The sequence below is a fragment of the Acinetobacter sp. SCLZS86 genome (assembly GCF_021560715.1).
Taxonomy (GTDB): Bacteria; Pseudomonadota; Gammaproteobacteria; order Pseudomonadales; family Moraxellaceae; genus Acinetobacter; species Acinetobacter towneri_A.
Map to the genome: position 1 here is coordinate 1550073 of NZ_CP090864.1, position 15850 is coordinate 1565922.

Annotated in this window: 20 protein-coding genes; 5 read left to right on the forward strand and 15 right to left on the reverse strand. The window is 35.6% G+C overall.

Translation table 11 applies throughout. From position 1 onward, the window contains the following. Nucleotides 1–111: 111 nt before the first annotated feature. On the reverse strand, nt 112–1167 hold the full coding sequence (locus LZP46_RS07405; RefSeq protein ID WP_236095147.1) for a hypothetical protein: 1056 nt from the start codon (nt 1165–1167) through the stop codon (nt 112–114). Next, a complete protein-coding gene (locus tag LZP46_RS07410) occupies nt 1164–2441 on the reverse strand; it encodes an AAA family ATPase (protein ID WP_236093414.1) in 1278 nt (425 codons plus the stop codon). The genes LZP46_RS07405 and LZP46_RS07410 overlap by 4 nt, the downstream gene beginning before the upstream one ends. A gap of 550 nt (nt 2442–2991) precedes the next feature. Here LZP46_RS07410 and LZP46_RS07415 point away from each other — a divergent pair. Next, nucleotides 2992–3219, forward strand: a complete 228-nt coding sequence (locus tag LZP46_RS07415; RefSeq protein WP_394804447.1) for a metal-sensing transcriptional repressor — start codon at nt 2992–2994, stop codon at nt 3217–3219. Nucleotides 3220–3648: 429 nt separating this feature from the next. Next, entirely contained in the window at nt 3649–4044 is a 396-nt protein-coding gene (locus LZP46_RS07420) for a hypothetical protein (RefSeq protein ID WP_178319058.1), read from the forward strand. 41 nt (nt 4045–4085) lie between these two features. On the opposite strand, the gene LZP46_RS07425 is transcribed toward LZP46_RS07420, so the two are convergent. Next, on the reverse strand, nt 4086–4451 hold the full coding sequence (locus tag LZP46_RS07425; RefSeq protein ID WP_178319057.1) for a hypothetical protein: 366 nt from the start codon (nt 4449–4451) through the stop codon (nt 4086–4088). A gap of 153 nt (nt 4452–4604) precedes the next feature. Between LZP46_RS07425 and LZP46_RS07430 the strand changes: the two genes are divergently transcribed. After that, nucleotides 4605–5198, forward strand: a complete 594-nt coding sequence (locus tag LZP46_RS07430; RefSeq protein WP_178319056.1) for a hypothetical protein — start codon at nt 4605–4607, stop codon at nt 5196–5198. An 84-nt stretch (nt 5199–5282) separates the two neighbouring features. Here LZP46_RS07430 and LZP46_RS07435 read toward each other — a convergent pair whose 3' ends face one another. From LZP46_RS07435 to LZP46_RS07455, 5 genes are all read right to left on the reverse strand, one after another. Continuing rightward, nucleotides 5283–5993, reverse strand: a complete 711-nt coding sequence (locus LZP46_RS07435) for an SGNH/GDSL hydrolase family protein (RefSeq protein WP_236095188.1) — start codon at nt 5991–5993, stop codon at nt 5283–5285. A 164-nt stretch (nt 5994–6157) separates the two neighbouring features. Beyond that, a complete protein-coding gene (locus tag LZP46_RS07440; RefSeq protein WP_236093415.1) occupies nt 6158–6901 on the reverse strand; it encodes an SDR family oxidoreductase in 744 nt (247 codons plus the stop codon). A 10-nt stretch (nt 6902–6911) separates the two neighbouring features. Then, entirely contained in the window at nt 6912–7610 is a 699-nt protein-coding gene (locus LZP46_RS07445; RefSeq protein ID WP_236093416.1) for a histidine phosphatase family protein, read from the reverse strand. Continuing rightward, nucleotides 7607–8728, reverse strand: a complete 1122-nt coding sequence (locus tag LZP46_RS07450) for a phosphotransferase family protein (RefSeq protein ID WP_236093417.1) — start codon at nt 8726–8728, stop codon at nt 7607–7609. The genes LZP46_RS07445 and LZP46_RS07450 overlap by 4 nt, the downstream gene beginning before the upstream one ends. Nucleotides 8729–8858: 130 nt before the next feature. Continuing rightward, the gene (locus tag LZP46_RS07455) at nt 8859–10100 is read right to left on the reverse strand and encodes an acyl-CoA dehydrogenase family protein (RefSeq protein ID WP_236093418.1); all 1242 of its coding nucleotides are present in this window, start codon (nt 10098–10100) and stop codon (nt 8859–8861) included. Nucleotides 10101–10193: 93 nt separating this feature from the next. Here LZP46_RS07455 and LZP46_RS07460 point away from each other — a divergent pair, with 93 nt between their 5' ends. Next, nucleotides 10194–11111, forward strand: a complete 918-nt coding sequence (locus LZP46_RS07460; RefSeq protein ID WP_236093419.1) for a LysR family transcriptional regulator — start codon at nt 10194–10196, stop codon at nt 11109–11111. 104 nt (nt 11112–11215) lie between these two features. On the opposite strand, the gene LZP46_RS07465 is transcribed toward LZP46_RS07460, so the two are convergent. After that, nucleotides 11216–11707: a hypothetical protein gene (locus tag LZP46_RS07465; RefSeq protein WP_236093420.1), complete on the reverse strand. Its 492-nt coding sequence runs from the start codon at nt 11705–11707 to the stop codon at nt 11216–11218. Between the two features lie 388 nt (nt 11708–12095). Between LZP46_RS07465 and LZP46_RS07470 the strand changes: the two genes are divergently transcribed. Beyond that, nucleotides 12096–12839: a hypothetical protein gene (locus tag LZP46_RS07470; RefSeq protein ID WP_236093421.1), complete on the forward strand. Its 744-nt coding sequence runs from the start codon at nt 12096–12098 to the stop codon at nt 12837–12839. Nucleotides 12840–12871: 32 nt separating this feature from the next. On the opposite strand, the gene LZP46_RS07475 is transcribed toward LZP46_RS07470, so the two are convergent. The 6 genes from LZP46_RS07475 to LZP46_RS07500 form a co-directional block, all read right to left on the reverse strand. Continuing rightward, nucleotides 12872–13456, reverse strand: a complete 585-nt coding sequence (locus LZP46_RS07475) for a glycoside hydrolase family 19 protein (RefSeq protein ID WP_442863494.1) — start codon at nt 13454–13456, stop codon at nt 12872–12874. Further along, nucleotides 13453–13833, reverse strand: coding sequence for a hypothetical protein (locus LZP46_RS07480; protein WP_178866657.1), 381 nt, complete (start codon nt 13831–13833; stop codon nt 13453–13455). The genes LZP46_RS07475 and LZP46_RS07480 overlap by 4 nt, the downstream gene beginning before the upstream one ends. A 113-nt stretch (nt 13834–13946) precedes the next feature. Then, nucleotides 13947–14234 (reverse strand): hypothetical protein, encoded by a 288-nt coding sequence (locus LZP46_RS07485; protein ID WP_236093422.1) that lies wholly within the window; start codon nt 14232–14234, stop codon nt 13947–13949. A gap of 88 nt (nt 14235–14322) precedes the next feature. After that, the gene (locus tag LZP46_RS07490) at nt 14323–14529 is read right to left on the reverse strand and encodes a hypothetical protein (protein ID WP_178866660.1); all 207 of its coding nucleotides are present in this window, start codon (nt 14527–14529) and stop codon (nt 14323–14325) included. Nucleotides 14530–14628: 99 nt separating this feature from the next. Next, the gene (locus LZP46_RS07495) at nt 14629–15036 is read right to left on the reverse strand and encodes a hypothetical protein (RefSeq protein ID WP_178866661.1); all 408 of its coding nucleotides are present in this window, start codon (nt 15034–15036) and stop codon (nt 14629–14631) included. A 1-nt stretch (nt 15037) separates the two neighbouring features. After that, nucleotides 15038–15778 (reverse strand): hypothetical protein, encoded by a 741-nt coding sequence (locus LZP46_RS07500; RefSeq protein WP_178866662.1) that lies wholly within the window; start codon nt 15776–15778, stop codon nt 15038–15040. Between the last annotated feature and the right edge of the window lie 72 nt (nt 15779–15850).

A 15850-nucleotide genomic window follows, 5' to 3' on the forward strand; every position in this document is an offset into this window, starting at 1 on the left:
TACTGACTGTAGGCATTGCCTGATGTCCTAAAGTTTTAGGGATAAAAAAGCCCCTCAAGGGGGCCTTTTTTTAGAGACAGCTTAATGTTTCAAATTTAGTTGCTATGACTTTTATTGTGCATACATAATAGATATAGATTTTACTGTTTCATTAAAATGATCAACAAGTTCAATATTTCGTTGTTCATTTTTTATGTCGAATGTTCCTTTGTTCTTAAAGAGCTCCTTCCTTTTATCTATTTTTTGTTGGTCAAACAATTTATCACACTCAGTATTAATGTAGTTATCATATAGTTTAGAAAAATATTTTGCGAGCAAATCTTTTATCAAATTTTCTAAATTGTGACCTCTAAAAAACATATAGCAGTTTGATTCATTAATATTTTGAACACACATATAATCAATGACTTTATTAAAATCTTTGATTGCATTAAAGCGAGTGAAATGCTGTAAAACATTATTTTCAAAAGAATGTAACTTCTGCACTAGAGATAGCCATTCATTACAAGAAAAGAAATTTTCGTCAAAAAAACTAATATTATTAGGCTTAATTTTATTAATATCCTGTAAAATACTATAAAGTGATATTAAGCTATACTTTGCATCCCTATTCTTATCTTTTAAAATAAAATCATGGAAAATAGCTTGCAAAAGCGGCTTATACAAAATTTTTGAGAATTCAGCATAAAACCTATCTAACCAAGGTGCATTGTTTGAAATCACGGACTTATGAATGCACAACTTTTTTGCGAAGAAATTTTGAACAAACTGTTTGTGGTATTCTATACTTTCGACAGAATGTACAAGGGTTTCAAAAATATAATCTGATTTTTTATATTCACCGTGGTCAGGATTAATGGCTTTTTTCATCAAAAAAACAATATAGTCATAATCACTATCTTTACAGACAACGAGATATTTACCCAAATTATAATGCCCTATTTTCTCTAACTGCTTACAACCTTCAGCTGGTAATATTCTTAACTCATCTGACATATCTATTGCGGTAGCAAAATCAAAGACCAAATTATCTTGCTCTGGAAATGCATCACTCCACAACCGAACGTCTTTTTTATTTTCCACTAAAACTTTAACGTGTTTTTGATCAGTAAAGTAATCAAAGTTTTCATAATATTCACTTGATTCTTCAAATGCTATGTCACTCACTCTTCAAACTCCACGCTATTTTTTAACTTTGTAACATTAATAAATCCAACATCTTCTATATCGCGCGGAATTAGAGCTGGAGAGTGTGTTGATATAAAGAACTGAGATTTTGGCGCTAATTCTAGAAAAGTGCTCAACAAGATTCTCTGCCACTCTACATGCATAGCTAAATCTGGCTCATCAAAAATAAATATAGTATTGGAGTCTTTATATAAAAATACTATTAATAGTAAACAAATTAGATTTTTTTCACCTTTTGAACAGTCATACCACTGTATCTCTTTCTCTTGCACTCCACTTCTTTTATGTATTATTTCTTTAAAATAAATCAAACCATCATCAGATAAAAGCACTTTTTTATTGATTTGCTCAAAAAATAAATTTATTTTATCTAAAAAATAATTTGCTTCTTTTGTAAACCTTTTTTTAGATAATAGATTATTAAAAAATGATTTAATTTCATTATTATCAAAATAGTTAAAATCTTCTTTTGATTTTAAATACTCATTTGCTAAATCTTCTGATAATGAGTCATCACTAGATATAACACATTTTCTAAATTCTGATAAAAGTAAAAAAATTGATTTATCTAAATTATTGTTTTGTGAAAAAACATCTAAGTCACTTAAATTATTAGGCGTATTTAAACCTCTTGTATAAAAAAATTGCTCATCCTTATAAAATGCCGCAGACAATTTTCTTATATTAGATTTTAAGTCTTGATTGTATTGATTCATAATGGGTGATACATCTGAATACACTGTTTTTTCCAATCCTACATTTATAGCAAAAATATTTGTAGAGTTTTCTTCTCTGGCAACTTTTTTTGTTATATTAGCTGACTCTTGATTGCTGCTTAACTCCTTTACCAAATAATCATAATACTCTTTGATACCCAAGTTTTCTTTACCTGAAACCTTTTGTGAAACTCGTTGGACACTTTCAAAATCATATTGCTTTGTAATAATATTTTTTATAGTTATTTTTACTTTGCTATTTGGGGTGATAATACCTGGAATAGAGTCTTTATAATTTTCATAGAATTTATCATCTAATAAAGTTAATTCAACGCCCCAATCTTTTCTTGCTGAGAAGAGTGGGCGCTGAACTTTTTGACCAACACCGTCTAATGCCAAAAATATACCATTAAGTATTGTCGACTTACCTGCACCATTGTAGCCAGTAAGGATTGTCATTCTTTTCGCATAAGAAATCTCAGTAACACTTTTATCTGAGTGCACCCCAATAAAATTAGAATTTTTTAAAAAAATCATTATGATTCTCACAATTTGATTATACTCGAATCACAATGCACAAAGTTTTGGCAAGTGATTTGATGATCTATTATGCTTTACCTCAAATGAGAGTCAATGTCATTATTTATCAATCATATAATAAGTTATCATTTCAATCATAGTATTATTTTTTTGCTCTTGTCATAACTCCTATTGAATGCTACATCGTTTTACGCCAACTATATAAATGACATAGTCAACATCAAACATGCCAAATCGCATAGACATTACCCGAAAGGACTAAAATCCAAATTTGTCAACCAAACAGCCCCCTATCCATTTTACACAGTAAAAAGAACTCTGTTTTTTGTAAATAAACTAAAAATTAACCGTTTAGTAAATTTAAGTGGGTTTAGTTAACCTTTATGGGTGGGTGTAAAGCTTTGTATTTTATGTGTATTTAAAATTTCTAAACACAAATTGAACAAATTTCAATATTTCTTTTAGGTATTTTTATATATCTTGAAAGATAGTTTAATAATACTTAAGTTTATAAATTGAAATGAGATCTAAAAGCACTTTAACCAGAGTGAGAAGAATTGAGGGGCAAATTAATGCGATTCAAAGTCGCCTAGCGGATAGTGATGCTACTTGTACTGAAATTCTACAGCAGGTTGCAGCAGTTGACGGCGCACTAAATGGGCTTATGCGTCACTTGATTGAGGTTTATCTTAAAGAGCGTGTATTCGCAAATACGGAAGAATCTGACCCTGAAAAGTTGGAAGAGTTTTTAACTCTTTGTAAAAGGTACTTATAAAAAACTCATTTGGTCAAACTAATAATAAGAGTAAGTTTATAAAGAACAGCCAGCATTAGCGGGGGCATTTTTTATTCTTTATTTTGTTTTGCTACGATCTGCTCCTCACCTATCTCACAACCTATTTCTACAGCACCGTTTAGTCCAAATATAGACAACAATAATTTAAACATCATTTTCCCCAAGTAATTCTTTATCTATTTGGGTAGATTTGAGTTATGTTTCATGCGGTTCATTCGATCAATATCTGCAGGTTTGTAGCCATGATCCAAGAGATACTTGGTCTTATCATCGGGATAGTCTCTCAGAATATTGACTCTCCGACAAACCTGGTACGGTTCATTCCTTCTAGAATTACTATAGATTTCCAATAATTCAAGCCACAAGGTGTATACTCTCACGCGATCATTAATCACATAAATAGACATTATGAAATTCATTATCTTGGCTTTATTTTTCTTTTCTACTTGGGCATCGGCAAAAGAAATTAATTCAATTCCAAATGAGTATATTGGACTCTGGGGTGATAGCGTCCGCACATGCAAAACTAAAGAGCCTAACGGGGACTTTATGCTCCTTGTAAATGTTACTCCAAAGCTTATTGAGGGGAGTTATGCGGAATCAAGCTTTACATTTAAACCTATTTTTATAGAAGCTGACTGGATGCACAACAAAGCTCTACCAACTGCAGGATGGTATGCGCCATATTACGATGAAGATGGTGATCAGCAACAAAAACCAGTATTGATGAATGTAACGCTTTTCAAAGAGCGCAATGGATTGTACATATTGCCATTAGCTAGCACAAAACTTGTAAAATGTTAAAAAGAAGCCCGCAATCAGCGGGCTTTTTTAATAGAAAGAAATTAATAAATAATACCATCCCACCAACCACGCACATCTCTGTTGGTAGTATATGAGGCAGTGTTACCTGGTTTCAGTGTGTAGTTGCAGGTGTAAACTGTTGCATACTGACGGCCAGTTCTTGCATGTGTCAGATAATTGGTTTGTACCGCTCTTCCAGTAGAACAACCAGATAAGCTCAAGGCTTCTGATAATGTCGTATAGGAGGTTGATAGTCTTTGTGTTGGTCCATCACATTGATATTTACCTGAATTGGTCTGCCAACAAACCGCAAGTGCTGTATTAGGAGAGTCATCAGCTATTACTTGCGTGGATCCAAAAATTGAAAAACACATAGTTATAGCTGCAAATAATTTTAAAGTCTTCATCTTTAATTCCCCTTAAAAAATTAACTCTGAAATGCTGCTTAAAAATTCATATATAGCAAGACTATTTAAATAAGGATACTCCCAATATTGGGATGTCTTTTGAAAGGATCGTAGATTAATTTAAGAACAATACTGCAATAAAGGGACGCAAAAATGAAAAAAAATATAGTTGGACTAATCGTGTTTTCATTTATATCCATGTGTACATTTGCTGCGACTAATGGAACATATTCCATTCAAAATGGATATTATTCAATTGATGCGAGATTTGAAGAAAACAAACTTGTAATTGTTGAGCCGAATAAGACATCAACCTACCTAAAGAATAGTTCTGGCGATTATATTTTTACGAATCCTACAAACAATATCACCTATGGTATGCGCGTGTTGGACGATAAAACTTTAGAAGCTTTTAAACCAGGTGTTCCAAACTCGTCGACTATCCTAACTTTGAAATCTTCAGCACCAAAGGTGCAATCAGCCTCAAATGATGGTAAAAGCAATCAAATGAAAGCACTCGCTGATAAATATTTTAAGCTTGCAGAAACAGATAGTGATAATGTTCATACTTGGGCAAATTGTGCATCGGTAGCTTTGGCGTATTCAAGTCTGTCTATGGACAAAGCAAAAGAAATGGAGCTACAGGCAGCAACTTTAATTAAGTTAAGTCAATCGCCTGTAGCAAGCACATCTCCTTGCTCTGAAGTAATATCTAATAAGATTTGGATATCCGCTCCAAGCTATTAATAAGCAAAGTTAAGTTAAGCAAAAGCCCACTATTAGCGGGCTTTCTTATACGCATTACCGAGTTTTACATCATAATAATTCTACCTAAAACCGTTCTAAAATCATCTCCGCGACTTCTTTGCCCCAAATTTGGTAAATTTCTTTACTTGGATGAAAACCATCTTTTGCCATTTCTAAATTCATGGATTGATATTTTTGAATATCATATTCAATCCATTGCATATATTTTTGTTGTGCTATCATTTTTTTTAATTGTAAGTTCATTTGTTTAGCGTATTGTCCAAATAGCCATGACAAAGGATTAGGTAATGCAGGAAATAAATGCATCGGTGGAACGCCCGTAGCAATGATTAATTCAGGTTGGAATTTCGCTTGAATAAGCTGATAAAATTGTTGCTGTTGTTTAATCCAAGTCTGTGCTGACATTAAGCGAGTCACATCATTGACACCAACAGAAGTAACCACGACATCATATTTTTGATTTACCAGTTTTTTAGTTTTTTTAATAACCTGTGAGGTCGTTTCTCCAGACTGTGCTTCTAAACGCCAATGTACTTGATACTGATGTTGCAAGGCAGAAACCACCGCACCTAAAAGCGCATCATTTTGATGTGCTACCCCAACACCTGCAGCGGCAGAATCTCCTAAAATCAATAATGACAGCGTTTGCCCTTGCCCTGTAATACCTTCACGTTCGCCTTCGGCTTCTGGCAATCGAATCGTGTTCTTTTTAACCCGATTTCCCTGAATCAACAAGGCAGGAAATAAAGCAAGGGTTGCTGCTCTAAGCCACATCACATTTCACTCTTAAATACGAAAACCGAAAATACAAACTTTAAACCCTAAACAAAAGTAGATACTTAAATATAAAAATAGCATCGTGTCATTTAAAAGTGATTTCATTCATCAACAGCTTTAAATTTCAGGATGCTACTCAACTACTATGATATCGCTGCTATTTAGCCGAGTTTATTGACCAATTTTAATGGTAAAACTTTCATAGCAAAACCTAGTGGCAACCATGGCCATTTAGGTACATAGGCTTTAATTGGTGCTTTTTCAATTTCTGCTGCAAGTAAGCGAGAACCTGTTTTTTCATCAACTTCAAAAGGCAGTTTTTTTGCACCTTCGTTGATTTCGGTACGAATATAGCCAGGGAAAATAGTCGTAACTTGAATAGGTGTATCAATTAATTCTGCACGAATTCCTTCTGCTAAATGTGCTACTGCAGCTTTACTTGCGCCGTAAGCAGTAAGATGTTTTGGCATACCACGAATGGCACTCATAGATGAAATCATCACCAAATGCCCTGAGTTTTGCTCACGGAAAATTTCAACCGCGGCTTCACACTGTGCCAAAGCTGAAATAAAGTTGGTTTCTACTGTGGCTTTGTTGATGGCAAAATTACCTTTACCAATGCGACGTCCTTCGCCTACGCCTGCATTGACAATAATGCGGTCAATTTGTCCAAAATCTTGTTTAAATTCACGAAACACCTGAAACACCTGATCATAATTGGTGACATCCAGCGTTTTTGCAATAACACGAATACCAAACTGGCTTTCCAGTTCTTGTTTCAGCGTTTCTAAACGCTCTAAACGTCGGGCGCAAATTGCAAGGTTATAACCCATTTGAGCAAATTCACGTGCCATACCCGCACCAATACCTGAACTTGCACCTGTAATTAGAATTGTTTTTGTCATGGTTTGATCCTTAAATCCAAGTCAATAAATTTGAGTTTTCAGCTTTAATAAAATGATGTTCATTCAAGCTCAACAGTTGTGGTTCACTGCCGACCAAGCGCAAAGTGGTGATACTTGAGTTGGAAATTGCCCAGTTCAATGCAAAGGTTTTATTGGGCATTAAGCCTAAAATTTTACCTGCAGCCACCGAAATCACACCACCAGAAGTAAATACCACAGCATATCGTGGTTGTCTTTGGGCTAAATCATCACATAAATGCTGCAATGCATTTTCGACACGCTGTTTAAAATGCGGCCAAGATTCTTCATATTCGTGGTGATATTCACCGCCTGTCCAGCGTTCTATCGCACCTTCAAAGATTTTTGCCAAATATGCACGAGGATTGACCTCTTTCGCGACATCTTCTTTCATCAATTCAGGTTGATTAAAACGCGGTTCATACTGAGCAAAAACCTGTTGATGATTAAACTCATTCCATGCACTATCGGTATGAATTTCAACCTCAGGAAAACATTCTGACAAAGCCAATTGAGCAGTTTGCTGATGACGCTGCATTGAACCAGCCACCACATAAGGTGCTTCTTTTAAAATGCGATCAAAATAACGTCCGAGCAATTTGGCTTGTAACTCACCATTGGGCGAAAGTTGGTCATAACTTTCTGCCCCGAAAGATGCTTGCCCATGACGAATTAAATAAATAGTGGTCATTTCGGCATCAATTCCTTAAATTTGGTGATATATTTTTGCGCCAATTCATTTGCTTCTAGTTTTTGCAAGCCAATTAACTTTAAAGCACGGATATGCAAAGCATGAATGACAATCCAGAAATCTTTAAATGCAGGATTATTGGTTTGCTTGTGGAAATAACGATAATAAATTTGCTGGGCGATCACTGCTAAACGGAAAATTCCAAACACTTCATAGAATGTCCAGTTATCGGTACTCAAGCCTGTTTTGTGTAAATAATAATCCACGACTTGCTGACGTGTGAACATGCCTTTTAAATGTGTTGGTTGACGACGCGTTGCTTTAAAAATTTGGTTATCGCTATCTTCCACCCAATATGCCAAAGCAGAGCCTAAATCCATGAGTGGATCGCCCAGTGTTGCCATTTCCCAATCCAAAACCCCAATCACTTGAGTTGGATTTTTTGGGTCTAAAATCACATTATCAAAACGCCAGTCATTATGAATAATGCAGGTTTTAGAATCTGCAGGAATATGATCTAGTAACCATTTACGCACATATTTAAAAGATGGAACGTTAATGGTATGCGCTTTGGCATAGCGTGCATCCCAACCTTCTACCTGACGTCGGCAATAGCCATCACCCTTCCCTAATTTTTCTAGCTCTGTTCCTACATAAGGTACTTGATGCAGCTCAATGAGTTTATCAATAACATTCACACAAAGTTCATGCACTTGGGCTTCGCTAAAATTAAGCTCAGGTGGCAGTTTTGCACGAGGGATAATGCCTTCAATACGTTGCATCACGTAAAAATCGCAGCCAATGACAGATTCGTCCTGACACAACGCTACCATTTCAGGTAATACAGGATAAAACAGGGCTAAGTTCTTTTGTACATGATATTCACGCGCCATGTCATGTGCGGATTTAGCTTTAGTACCTTTAGGCGGACGACGCAAAATTAAATCAGCATTGCTGTACTTGAGGCGATATGTCCAGTTCGATGCACCGCCTGAATATTGTGTGACTTCTACAGGTTCTAAGACATCGACATTTTGTTGTTTTAACCATGCTGTCACTGCCTGAATATCGAGTTCTTCGCCTTCGCGTACTGTGCCGCCTACATCAATAACTGACATTATTTTTCCCTAATTTTCCAATTTTTTTAATCTAACATAGATTTTCCGTGTTCTCTTGAGATGTATCGGCAATATCAGAAATATTGCCGAATACACTACCAAGCGACACAATAAAAAATTCGCAACTGACTTATTTTTTGCGGCTGCTACGATAACCACGTTTAGCCAACTCAAGTTTGGCAATCATGCCTTTGTGTACTTCGTCTGGTCCATCGGCAAGACGTAAACTACGCGCTTGGGCAAAGAAACCTGTCAACGGTGTATCTCTAGATACGCCTGCACCACCATGAATCTGCATCGCCATATCAACTACTTTTTCCAAGACACTTGGTGCAACCACTTTAATGGCAGAAATTTCGGTAAGTGCTGCCATATTGCCTAAAGTATCCATTTTATAGGCTGCATAGAGAGTTAATAAACGTGCTTGGTCAATCGCCACACGTGCTTCCGCTACACGCTCCAAATTGCCACCGAGTTTCAGAATTTCCTTGCCAAATGCGGTACGACTCATGCCACGGTCAATCATCAACTCCAAAGATTTTTCGGCTGCACCAATACAACGCATACAATGGTGAATACGCCCTGGACCTAAACGACCTTGTGCAATTTCAAAACCTTGTCCTGCACCGCCAATAAAGTTGGCAACAGGCACACGCACGTTATCAAAACTGACTTCGCCATGACCGTGTGGCGCGTCGTAATCACCAAATACAGGTAACATGCGTTGAATTTTAACGCCCGCAGTATCCACAGGGACTAAAACCATAGAGTGTTGATGATGACGGTCTTTGGTTTCATCGGGTGTATGCGCCATAAAAATAATAATTTTGGCATTTGGATCGCCCAAACCTGAAGACCACCATTTACGACCATTCAAGACAATTTCATCGCCGTCTACGACTGCTGTTGCCTGCATATTGGTCGCATCACTTGAAGCCACTGCAGGTTCAGTCATACAAAACACAGAACGAATTTTACCTTCAAGCAGCGGTGTCAGCCATTCTGCCTTTTGTGCTTCAGAACCATAGCGCCATAAAACTTCCATGTTGCCGCTGTCGGGTGCATTACAGTTAATTACGGTTGGCGCAATCAAACTGCGTCCACTCAACTCTGCAATGTGTGCATATTCTTGTACCGACAAACCTTGTCCTAATTCTGGACAAGGTAAAAACATATTCCATAAACCTGCAGCTTTGGCTTTGGCTTTTAATTGTTCTAATTGTGCTGGCCATTGCCATTTTGTCCAGTCACCACCCTGATTTAATTCGTGAACTTCTGCCCAGAATTCAGCTTCAATCGGCTCAATTTCTTTGGCAATAAAGGCTTTGGTACGTTCTATATAGTCTTTGGCGCGTGCAGATAGCTCAAACATGGTTCAAATCCCTTAAAATATTGTATTCATTGCTTTACAACACCTTAACTTGAAAACTAATATGAACAAAATGATTTAATTAAATAAAACACTATGAATCATGTTCATAACAATGCAAAATTTGATCTTACCGTTTTTCATCGTTTAGACATCAATTTATACCCGATGTTTGTTGCAATTTATGAGCAGCGTAGTATTTCCAAAGCTGCACAAATTTTGTGTATTAGCCAATCTGCTGCCAGTCACGCTTTGCAGCGTTTAAGACAACATTTACAAGATGATTTACTGGTACGAAGTGGCAATAAAATGTTGCCTACGCCTTTTGCCGAGCAAATTTATCCGACGATTAAAAATGCCCTGTTGGCGATTCAAAGTATTGTGGTACAGAAACAGCAATTTGAGCCGAATATGTTGCAATCGCTCAAAATTGCAGTACATGATGAAATTGAACCGATTATTTTTCCTAAATTGGTGGCGCATTTTCAAAAGTTGAATCTAGATATTCAATTTCTGAGCCACAAATTAGAGCGTAAAACGGTTTTGGCAGATTTAGCAACACAACAAATTGATTTTGTAATTGATTTAGAACAAAACTTTGGCGATAAAATTCAGTTTCAATCCTTAGTTCAAGACCAATTTGTGGTCTGTAGCCAATTAAATGAAATGACGACTGCACTTTATTTATCTTCTGCACATATTGGGGTTTCATCACGGCGTACTGGTATGTTGCTAGAAGATATTTATTTGCATCAAAAGCAATTATCACGGCAGGTTTTTTTACGTTGTCAGCACTATTCTACGGCGTTACAGATTTTACAGCAGCATCCTCAAGCCATACTAACTATTCCTAAAATGATTTTAAAGCATTTGAATATGAGCCAAAAATTGAATATTTTTGATGTGCCTGTAGACTTGCCTGTAATTAATATGGGGATGTATTGGCATAAAGATTTACATGAAAATTCAAGGCATTATTTCTTAAGAGAGGAAATTTCTAAAATCTTTACTTAGGCTATTTTGAATTAATCTTGAATTTGCAAGTGGTTGCTAATCGTCTTGTATGATTCTATAAAAAATAAAAGCCGCCGAGACAGCTTTTTAATATGGGTTTGTTCTTAAAACTTCGCTTCCAATACTTTTGTAGATACTTTGCCTTTCCATAAATCACGCAAAATTGGCAAATAGAACTTTTCACCTACTTCTACCAATTCAGCATCAATTAAGGCATGTGTTTCATGCATAAATAAGTAATCTAGCTCCACAGTTTGTAATTGTTGTTGTGCTTTGGCGAAATCTTTACGTTTTTGTTGGGCTTGTTTCACTAACTGATCTGCAAATGTCTTGCCCTTGAACTGACTGAGCGCATTTAAACGTAATTCAATCACGCCCCACCCACTGAGCAGCAATTTAAATAACTCTAAATCTGCAGTGGTTGATTCCCACGTCATTTCTTCCAGACTTTCATTTTCAGGCAATACAGGTAGTAAAAGCTCCATTACACTTGGAAAAATCTTTTTAAAATTCAAGATAAATTTAACAGGCTGCTCACCCGGGTAATCTTTAAATTGCACGTGTTGCTGAACATCTGTTAAATAAATTGAGAGCATTGAAAATTTCCGAGCGTAAACTATTGAATTAAATAAACTTATTTTTTGCCTTGCAAAATAAATGCAAAATAAATGCAAAACTATGTTTGAAAGCGTTGAATATACTAGCAATTCTGACATTTTAAGCAATGCCAAACATGCTTAAAAAAGCTAGTCGTATTTAAACGATGCAAATAAAAAAGCCGACTTTTATGCGTCGACTTTCATTGCATGAGTTTGCCCTTGATTGCAGTTCAACAGTCTACAAACTTTTAAAAAATGTTTTTCTTAATTTTTGTAGACCGCAGCATAAGACACAGATATTCTTAAATTTATGATTAAATTTAATGAACAGCACACTTTGCGAAATTAAGAATACATTGAAAGAAATATGGGGAGAAATCAAATCATGAACAATGCATCTGAGTCACAAAATGAAAAGCTATCACCAACTATTCAGATTACTAATCAAATACCAAAAAACCAATCGCTGCAAATACAAAACATAGACCCCAATCACCCCATACAGCTTAAGGTTGATCCTATAACTGATTATTTTGCGCTAAGTGTAACCATTACTGTCTCTATTCTTACAGCAATTATTTCCGCCTATGTGACTATTAAAATTGTTACTAAATCAAATGAAAAACTAATAGAGAGTCAAGAACTATTGCAAAACAATGCTCTTAAGCACAATAAAGAAAAAGAGCTTTCTGTATTAACATCAAAAAATAGACAAGATTGGATTAATACTTTGAGAACTGATATCTCAGAAATTATTTCTAAATCAACAAATATAATTCATAATCTTAGGGCAACACTACAAGTAAATCATACTCAAAATAACTTAACAGAAGATTTTAGTATTTTTATCTCCTCATATCAGCAAGTTTCATCAATAATTGTAAAAGTTGAGTTGTTCTTAAATCTAGAAAAGACCCCACAAAAGAATTTACAAGATACACTCAATCAATTAAAAGATGATCTAATGCTATTTTGTAATGCTAACCTAAAACCTGATAAACTTTTTTATCAAGACGAGGAAAAAGTGTTGCAATTGAAAACTAATATCTCACGTCACATAAATAATATCTCTAGAGACACCAAAATTATTATTAAAAATGAATGGCAAAAAACAAAATTAGGTGCCTAAATTATGTGCAGCCCGCATCAGCGGGCTTTTTATCACACCCAACTTTTCAGCTTTGCTAAGTGTGATTTACGATCTTCAAAACCGTTATAACCACCATTGATACGACGTGTCACAGCCCTTACATCATCTTGATCTGCTAACGAATTAAGTCCATTGTCAGCCCAGAACTTGCAAGCGACCATCAACCCGATGCTTGGGATTGCTACAATTTCAGGATTATTTTCAAAGTCGATGCCTAGTTGTTGTCCATACTTACGATAGTTTGCGCGGCCAGTGAGCTGAATCGGTCCGCGTCCTTTAAATCGCTTGCCATCACCAGCCCGTGTATTACCTAAATCAGCACGTCCTTCATATGCAGATCCTGAAGCTATTTCTTCCATGTATTGGAAGTTTCCAGATTCATGTGCTAACTGTGCAAAGAAGTGCGTGAAGCGAAGTGAGTTATCTAAGATGCCAAAGTTGCGTAGATGAACATTAGCAGCAAGACCGAGCTCTTCAGCACGACTTTGTGAAGCCCCCAGTTTTCTAAATACTGCAGTTAATGTGCCACGACCAATGATGCCATCATCTGCAACACCGACTATTTTCTGCAGCTTTTTGATTTGCATCTTATTCATTTTCCACCACCCTTGCCTGCACTAATAATCGCAATAAATGCAGACTTAACTTCTGCAATTACTTCAGATAAAGGTTTACCGTGTAATAAAGCAAATGATTGATAAATAATACCGATTGCAAGCAACCCAAATACTGCAAAAATGAGCATAACAAAACCCTGATACATCGTAGATTTTGCTAATAACTCGAAGTGCTCAATAAAGGCTGAGCCTCCGTATAAACTTACTGTAACACTTGCTAAAAACTTACCTATAACGCTCAAAGACACTTGGATTTTTCCGTCTTTGTCTATGTCACCACTGAGCACTAGCGCTAAAATTGCACCGACTACCGCAGGTACAACTTTAATCACCCAAGGCCATGTATTCTCTTGCATCCCCCACTCCAAAAAAACTCCACGCATTGCGTAGAGTTTTTATTAAATGGAACAATTTCCATAGGCTTACAGGGGGATACTATCGTAATTTTAGATAGATCTATGTAGAGGGATCAAAGTGCCCAAAATTTTTTAGATAAAGTTGGATGCACCACCCCATTTTGTTTTAAATATAATTTATTTATTAGCCTGCCTAGCAGTAAAAAAATGACGAAACAAAATATTCCAATACAGACATAACTAAAAAAAGTCATGGCAAGTCCTGAATCAATAAATGCATCAAACTTATTAATTACATTTGAAAAACCGCCTAAACTATTAATAAAACCATAACATGTAAAAGGCATCAACAAAGCAATAAGACCGAGAAAGGCCCTAATAATTCTTAAAAATATAATCATAAAAATAACTCACTTTTTAGTTTTATTTAGCAAACAGATAATTGAAGAAGCCACCCTTCGTAGGGTGGCTTCTTAGAAGAAAAAATTTCTACAATTTCTCAATTCTAACGGCATCCACTAACCTATGAGCAGATGTAGATTCCCGGTGAACACTTAAAATTTGTATCACCTCATTACTTTCAAGACAAAGTAAAAAATGATGAATACTTTGCATTTCGTTTACATCATAGCCATGCCCAATCCAAGCTCTATCACCAGATGCCATTTTTTGAATTCGTTGCTCAAGTTTATTCATTCGTAATGCCTGTAGTCTTTTCAGCAGATGAATTTAAATTATTTGACCATTTGTAACCACCACCAACAAGCTCACTAATAACTGCAATGTGGCTTACTGTTACTCATATTGCTCGAGACAATTAAAAATTTCTTGAACAAATCTTAGGGTGGTTTGCGCACTCACATTATCAACATTGGTTGCAATATTATAATCTGCAACTTCGCGCATTCTTTTGGCTCTGCGCATATTATTTACGACAGTCATCAGTAATTTTTTCCGACCATCACCTGTACATAAATTTCGCGTTTGGTTATCGCAAGCATCAATAAGCGCTTTATGCGAATGCCTAATACGATCATCACCATCTACTGGAAAAAATAATCTGTTATCTATTTCATATTGCAGTTGATTCAAAGCAGCATAATAGGCTTGATGAACAACACATCTAAAATGTAATTCGTCCGTCATTCCAGATGCATTTAAATCTTGTGCATAATTTAGTCTTTGAAGTGGTTTAAAACTCATTTTAAGCCGCAAAATTATGCCAAATAGAAGAAACTGGAGTTAAGATGATATTAATTTTTGAATTAATATCATAAAACTCTGGATGCTCAGCAATATACTGATCAAATTTATTTAAAATATCTTGAGTTAACTCAAGATCAGCTACAGCTTCAAAGTGAAGATAGTACTCTTCATCATCAAAAATAGTATGACGTACCAATCCGAATCTAATATTTTGTTCACGTAAAAAGTTAAAAAAAATGTCAACAAATTGAGCAGCTTGATTAATATCAATGCTTAAATCATTTAGTCTGTTTTTTCTTATTTGAAGTTTTTCACGAGTTTCAGCCATCAACTCTTGCTTTTCAATTTTATCATAAGCAAATGTTGATAATGCAATTCTCTCAAGTTGTTCTTGCGCTATTGTGTTTTTAGTTAAGCTGATTGCACGAATTGCTTCATCAAAAAGACCATAGAGCACGTATTGTGTGGCTTGATTAAACATAGAGTCTGGGTCTATCGCCCCTAACTTTTGAGCATTTTGAAAAGCATCGTACATTTCTTTCGGCTCACCAGCTCGAGAATGAACAAATCCCTTGCAAATCCACAGTTGAGCGACATCAACATTGGTTTCTAATAATTTTCTTATATCAATTAAATATTTATTCTTACGAAATTCAGACATAACTAAGTGCAACTCATCAAATCTAGAGAGTTCTTCGAGTAATTCAGTTGCTTTAGTCTTTGGAATTGGAGCTACCATCAGACTACCTGTCTAAAATTCGCTTGTTTTAATATTTTAATCGTTTTTGCAGCATATGCAAAACTATTTCAT

Bases quoted from the DNA above. Each gene is read 5' to 3' on its own strand.
- LZP46_RS07470 (WP_236093421.1), top strand. From the start codon at position 12,096: ATGAACAATGCATCTGAGTCACAAAATGAAAAGCTATCACCAACTATT.
- LZP46_RS07450 (WP_236093417.1), bottom strand. From the start codon at position 8,728: ATGTCAGTTATTGATGTAGGCGGCACAGTACGCGAAGGCGAAGAACTC.
- LZP46_RS07485 (WP_236093422.1), bottom strand. From the start codon at position 14,234: ATGATTATATTTTTAAGAATTATTAGGGCCTTTCTCGGTCTTATTGCT.
- LZP46_RS07465 (WP_236093420.1), bottom strand. From the start codon at position 11,707: ATGCTCTCAATTTATTTAACAGATGTTCAGCAACACGTGCAATTTAAA.
- LZP46_RS07490 (WP_178866660.1), bottom strand. From the start codon at position 14,529: ATGAATAAACTTGAGCAACGAATTCAAAAAATGGCATCTGGTGATAGA.
- LZP46_RS07445 (WP_236093416.1), bottom strand. From the start codon at position 7,610: ATGACCACTATTTATTTAATTCGTCATGGGCAAGCATCTTTCGGGGCA.
- LZP46_RS07475 (WP_442863494.1), bottom strand. From the start codon at position 13,456: ATGAATAAGATGCAAATCAAAAAGCTGCAGAAAATAGTCGGTGTTGCA.
- LZP46_RS07420 (WP_178319058.1), top strand. From the start codon at position 3,649: ATGAAATTCATTATCTTGGCTTTATTTTTCTTTTCTACTTGGGCATCG.
- LZP46_RS07460 (WP_236093419.1), top strand. From the start codon at position 10,194: ATGAATCATGTTCATAACAATGCAAAATTTGATCTTACCGTTTTTCAT.
- LZP46_RS07425 (WP_178319057.1), bottom strand. From the start codon at position 4,451: ATGAAGACTTTAAAATTATTTGCAGCTATAACTATGTGTTTTTCAATT.
- LZP46_RS07495 (WP_178866661.1), bottom strand. From the start codon at position 15,036: ATGAGTTTTAAACCACTTCAAAGACTAAATTATGCACAAGATTTAAAT.
- LZP46_RS07500 (WP_178866662.1), bottom strand. From the start codon at position 15,778: ATGGTAGCTCCAATTCCAAAGACTAAAGCAACTGAATTACTCGAAGAA.
- LZP46_RS07480 (WP_178866657.1), bottom strand. From the start codon at position 13,833: ATGCAAGAGAATACATGGCCTTGGGTGATTAAAGTTGTACCTGCGGTA.
- LZP46_RS07435 (WP_236095188.1), bottom strand. From the start codon at position 5,993: ATGTGGCTTAGAGCAGCAACCCTTGCTTTATTTCCTGCCTTGTTGATT.
- LZP46_RS07410 (WP_236093414.1), bottom strand. From the start codon at position 2,441: ATGATTTTTTTAAAAAATTCTAATTTTATTGGGGTGCACTCAGATAAA.
- LZP46_RS07440 (WP_236093415.1), bottom strand. From the start codon at position 6,901: ATGACAAAAACAATTCTAATTACAGGTGCAAGTTCAGGTATTGGTGCG.
- LZP46_RS07430 (WP_178319056.1), top strand. From the start codon at position 4,605: ATGAAAAAAAATATAGTTGGACTAATCGTGTTTTCATTTATATCCATG.
- LZP46_RS07455 (WP_236093418.1), bottom strand. From the start codon at position 10,100: ATGTTTGAGCTATCTGCACGCGCCAAAGACTATATAGAACGTACCAAA.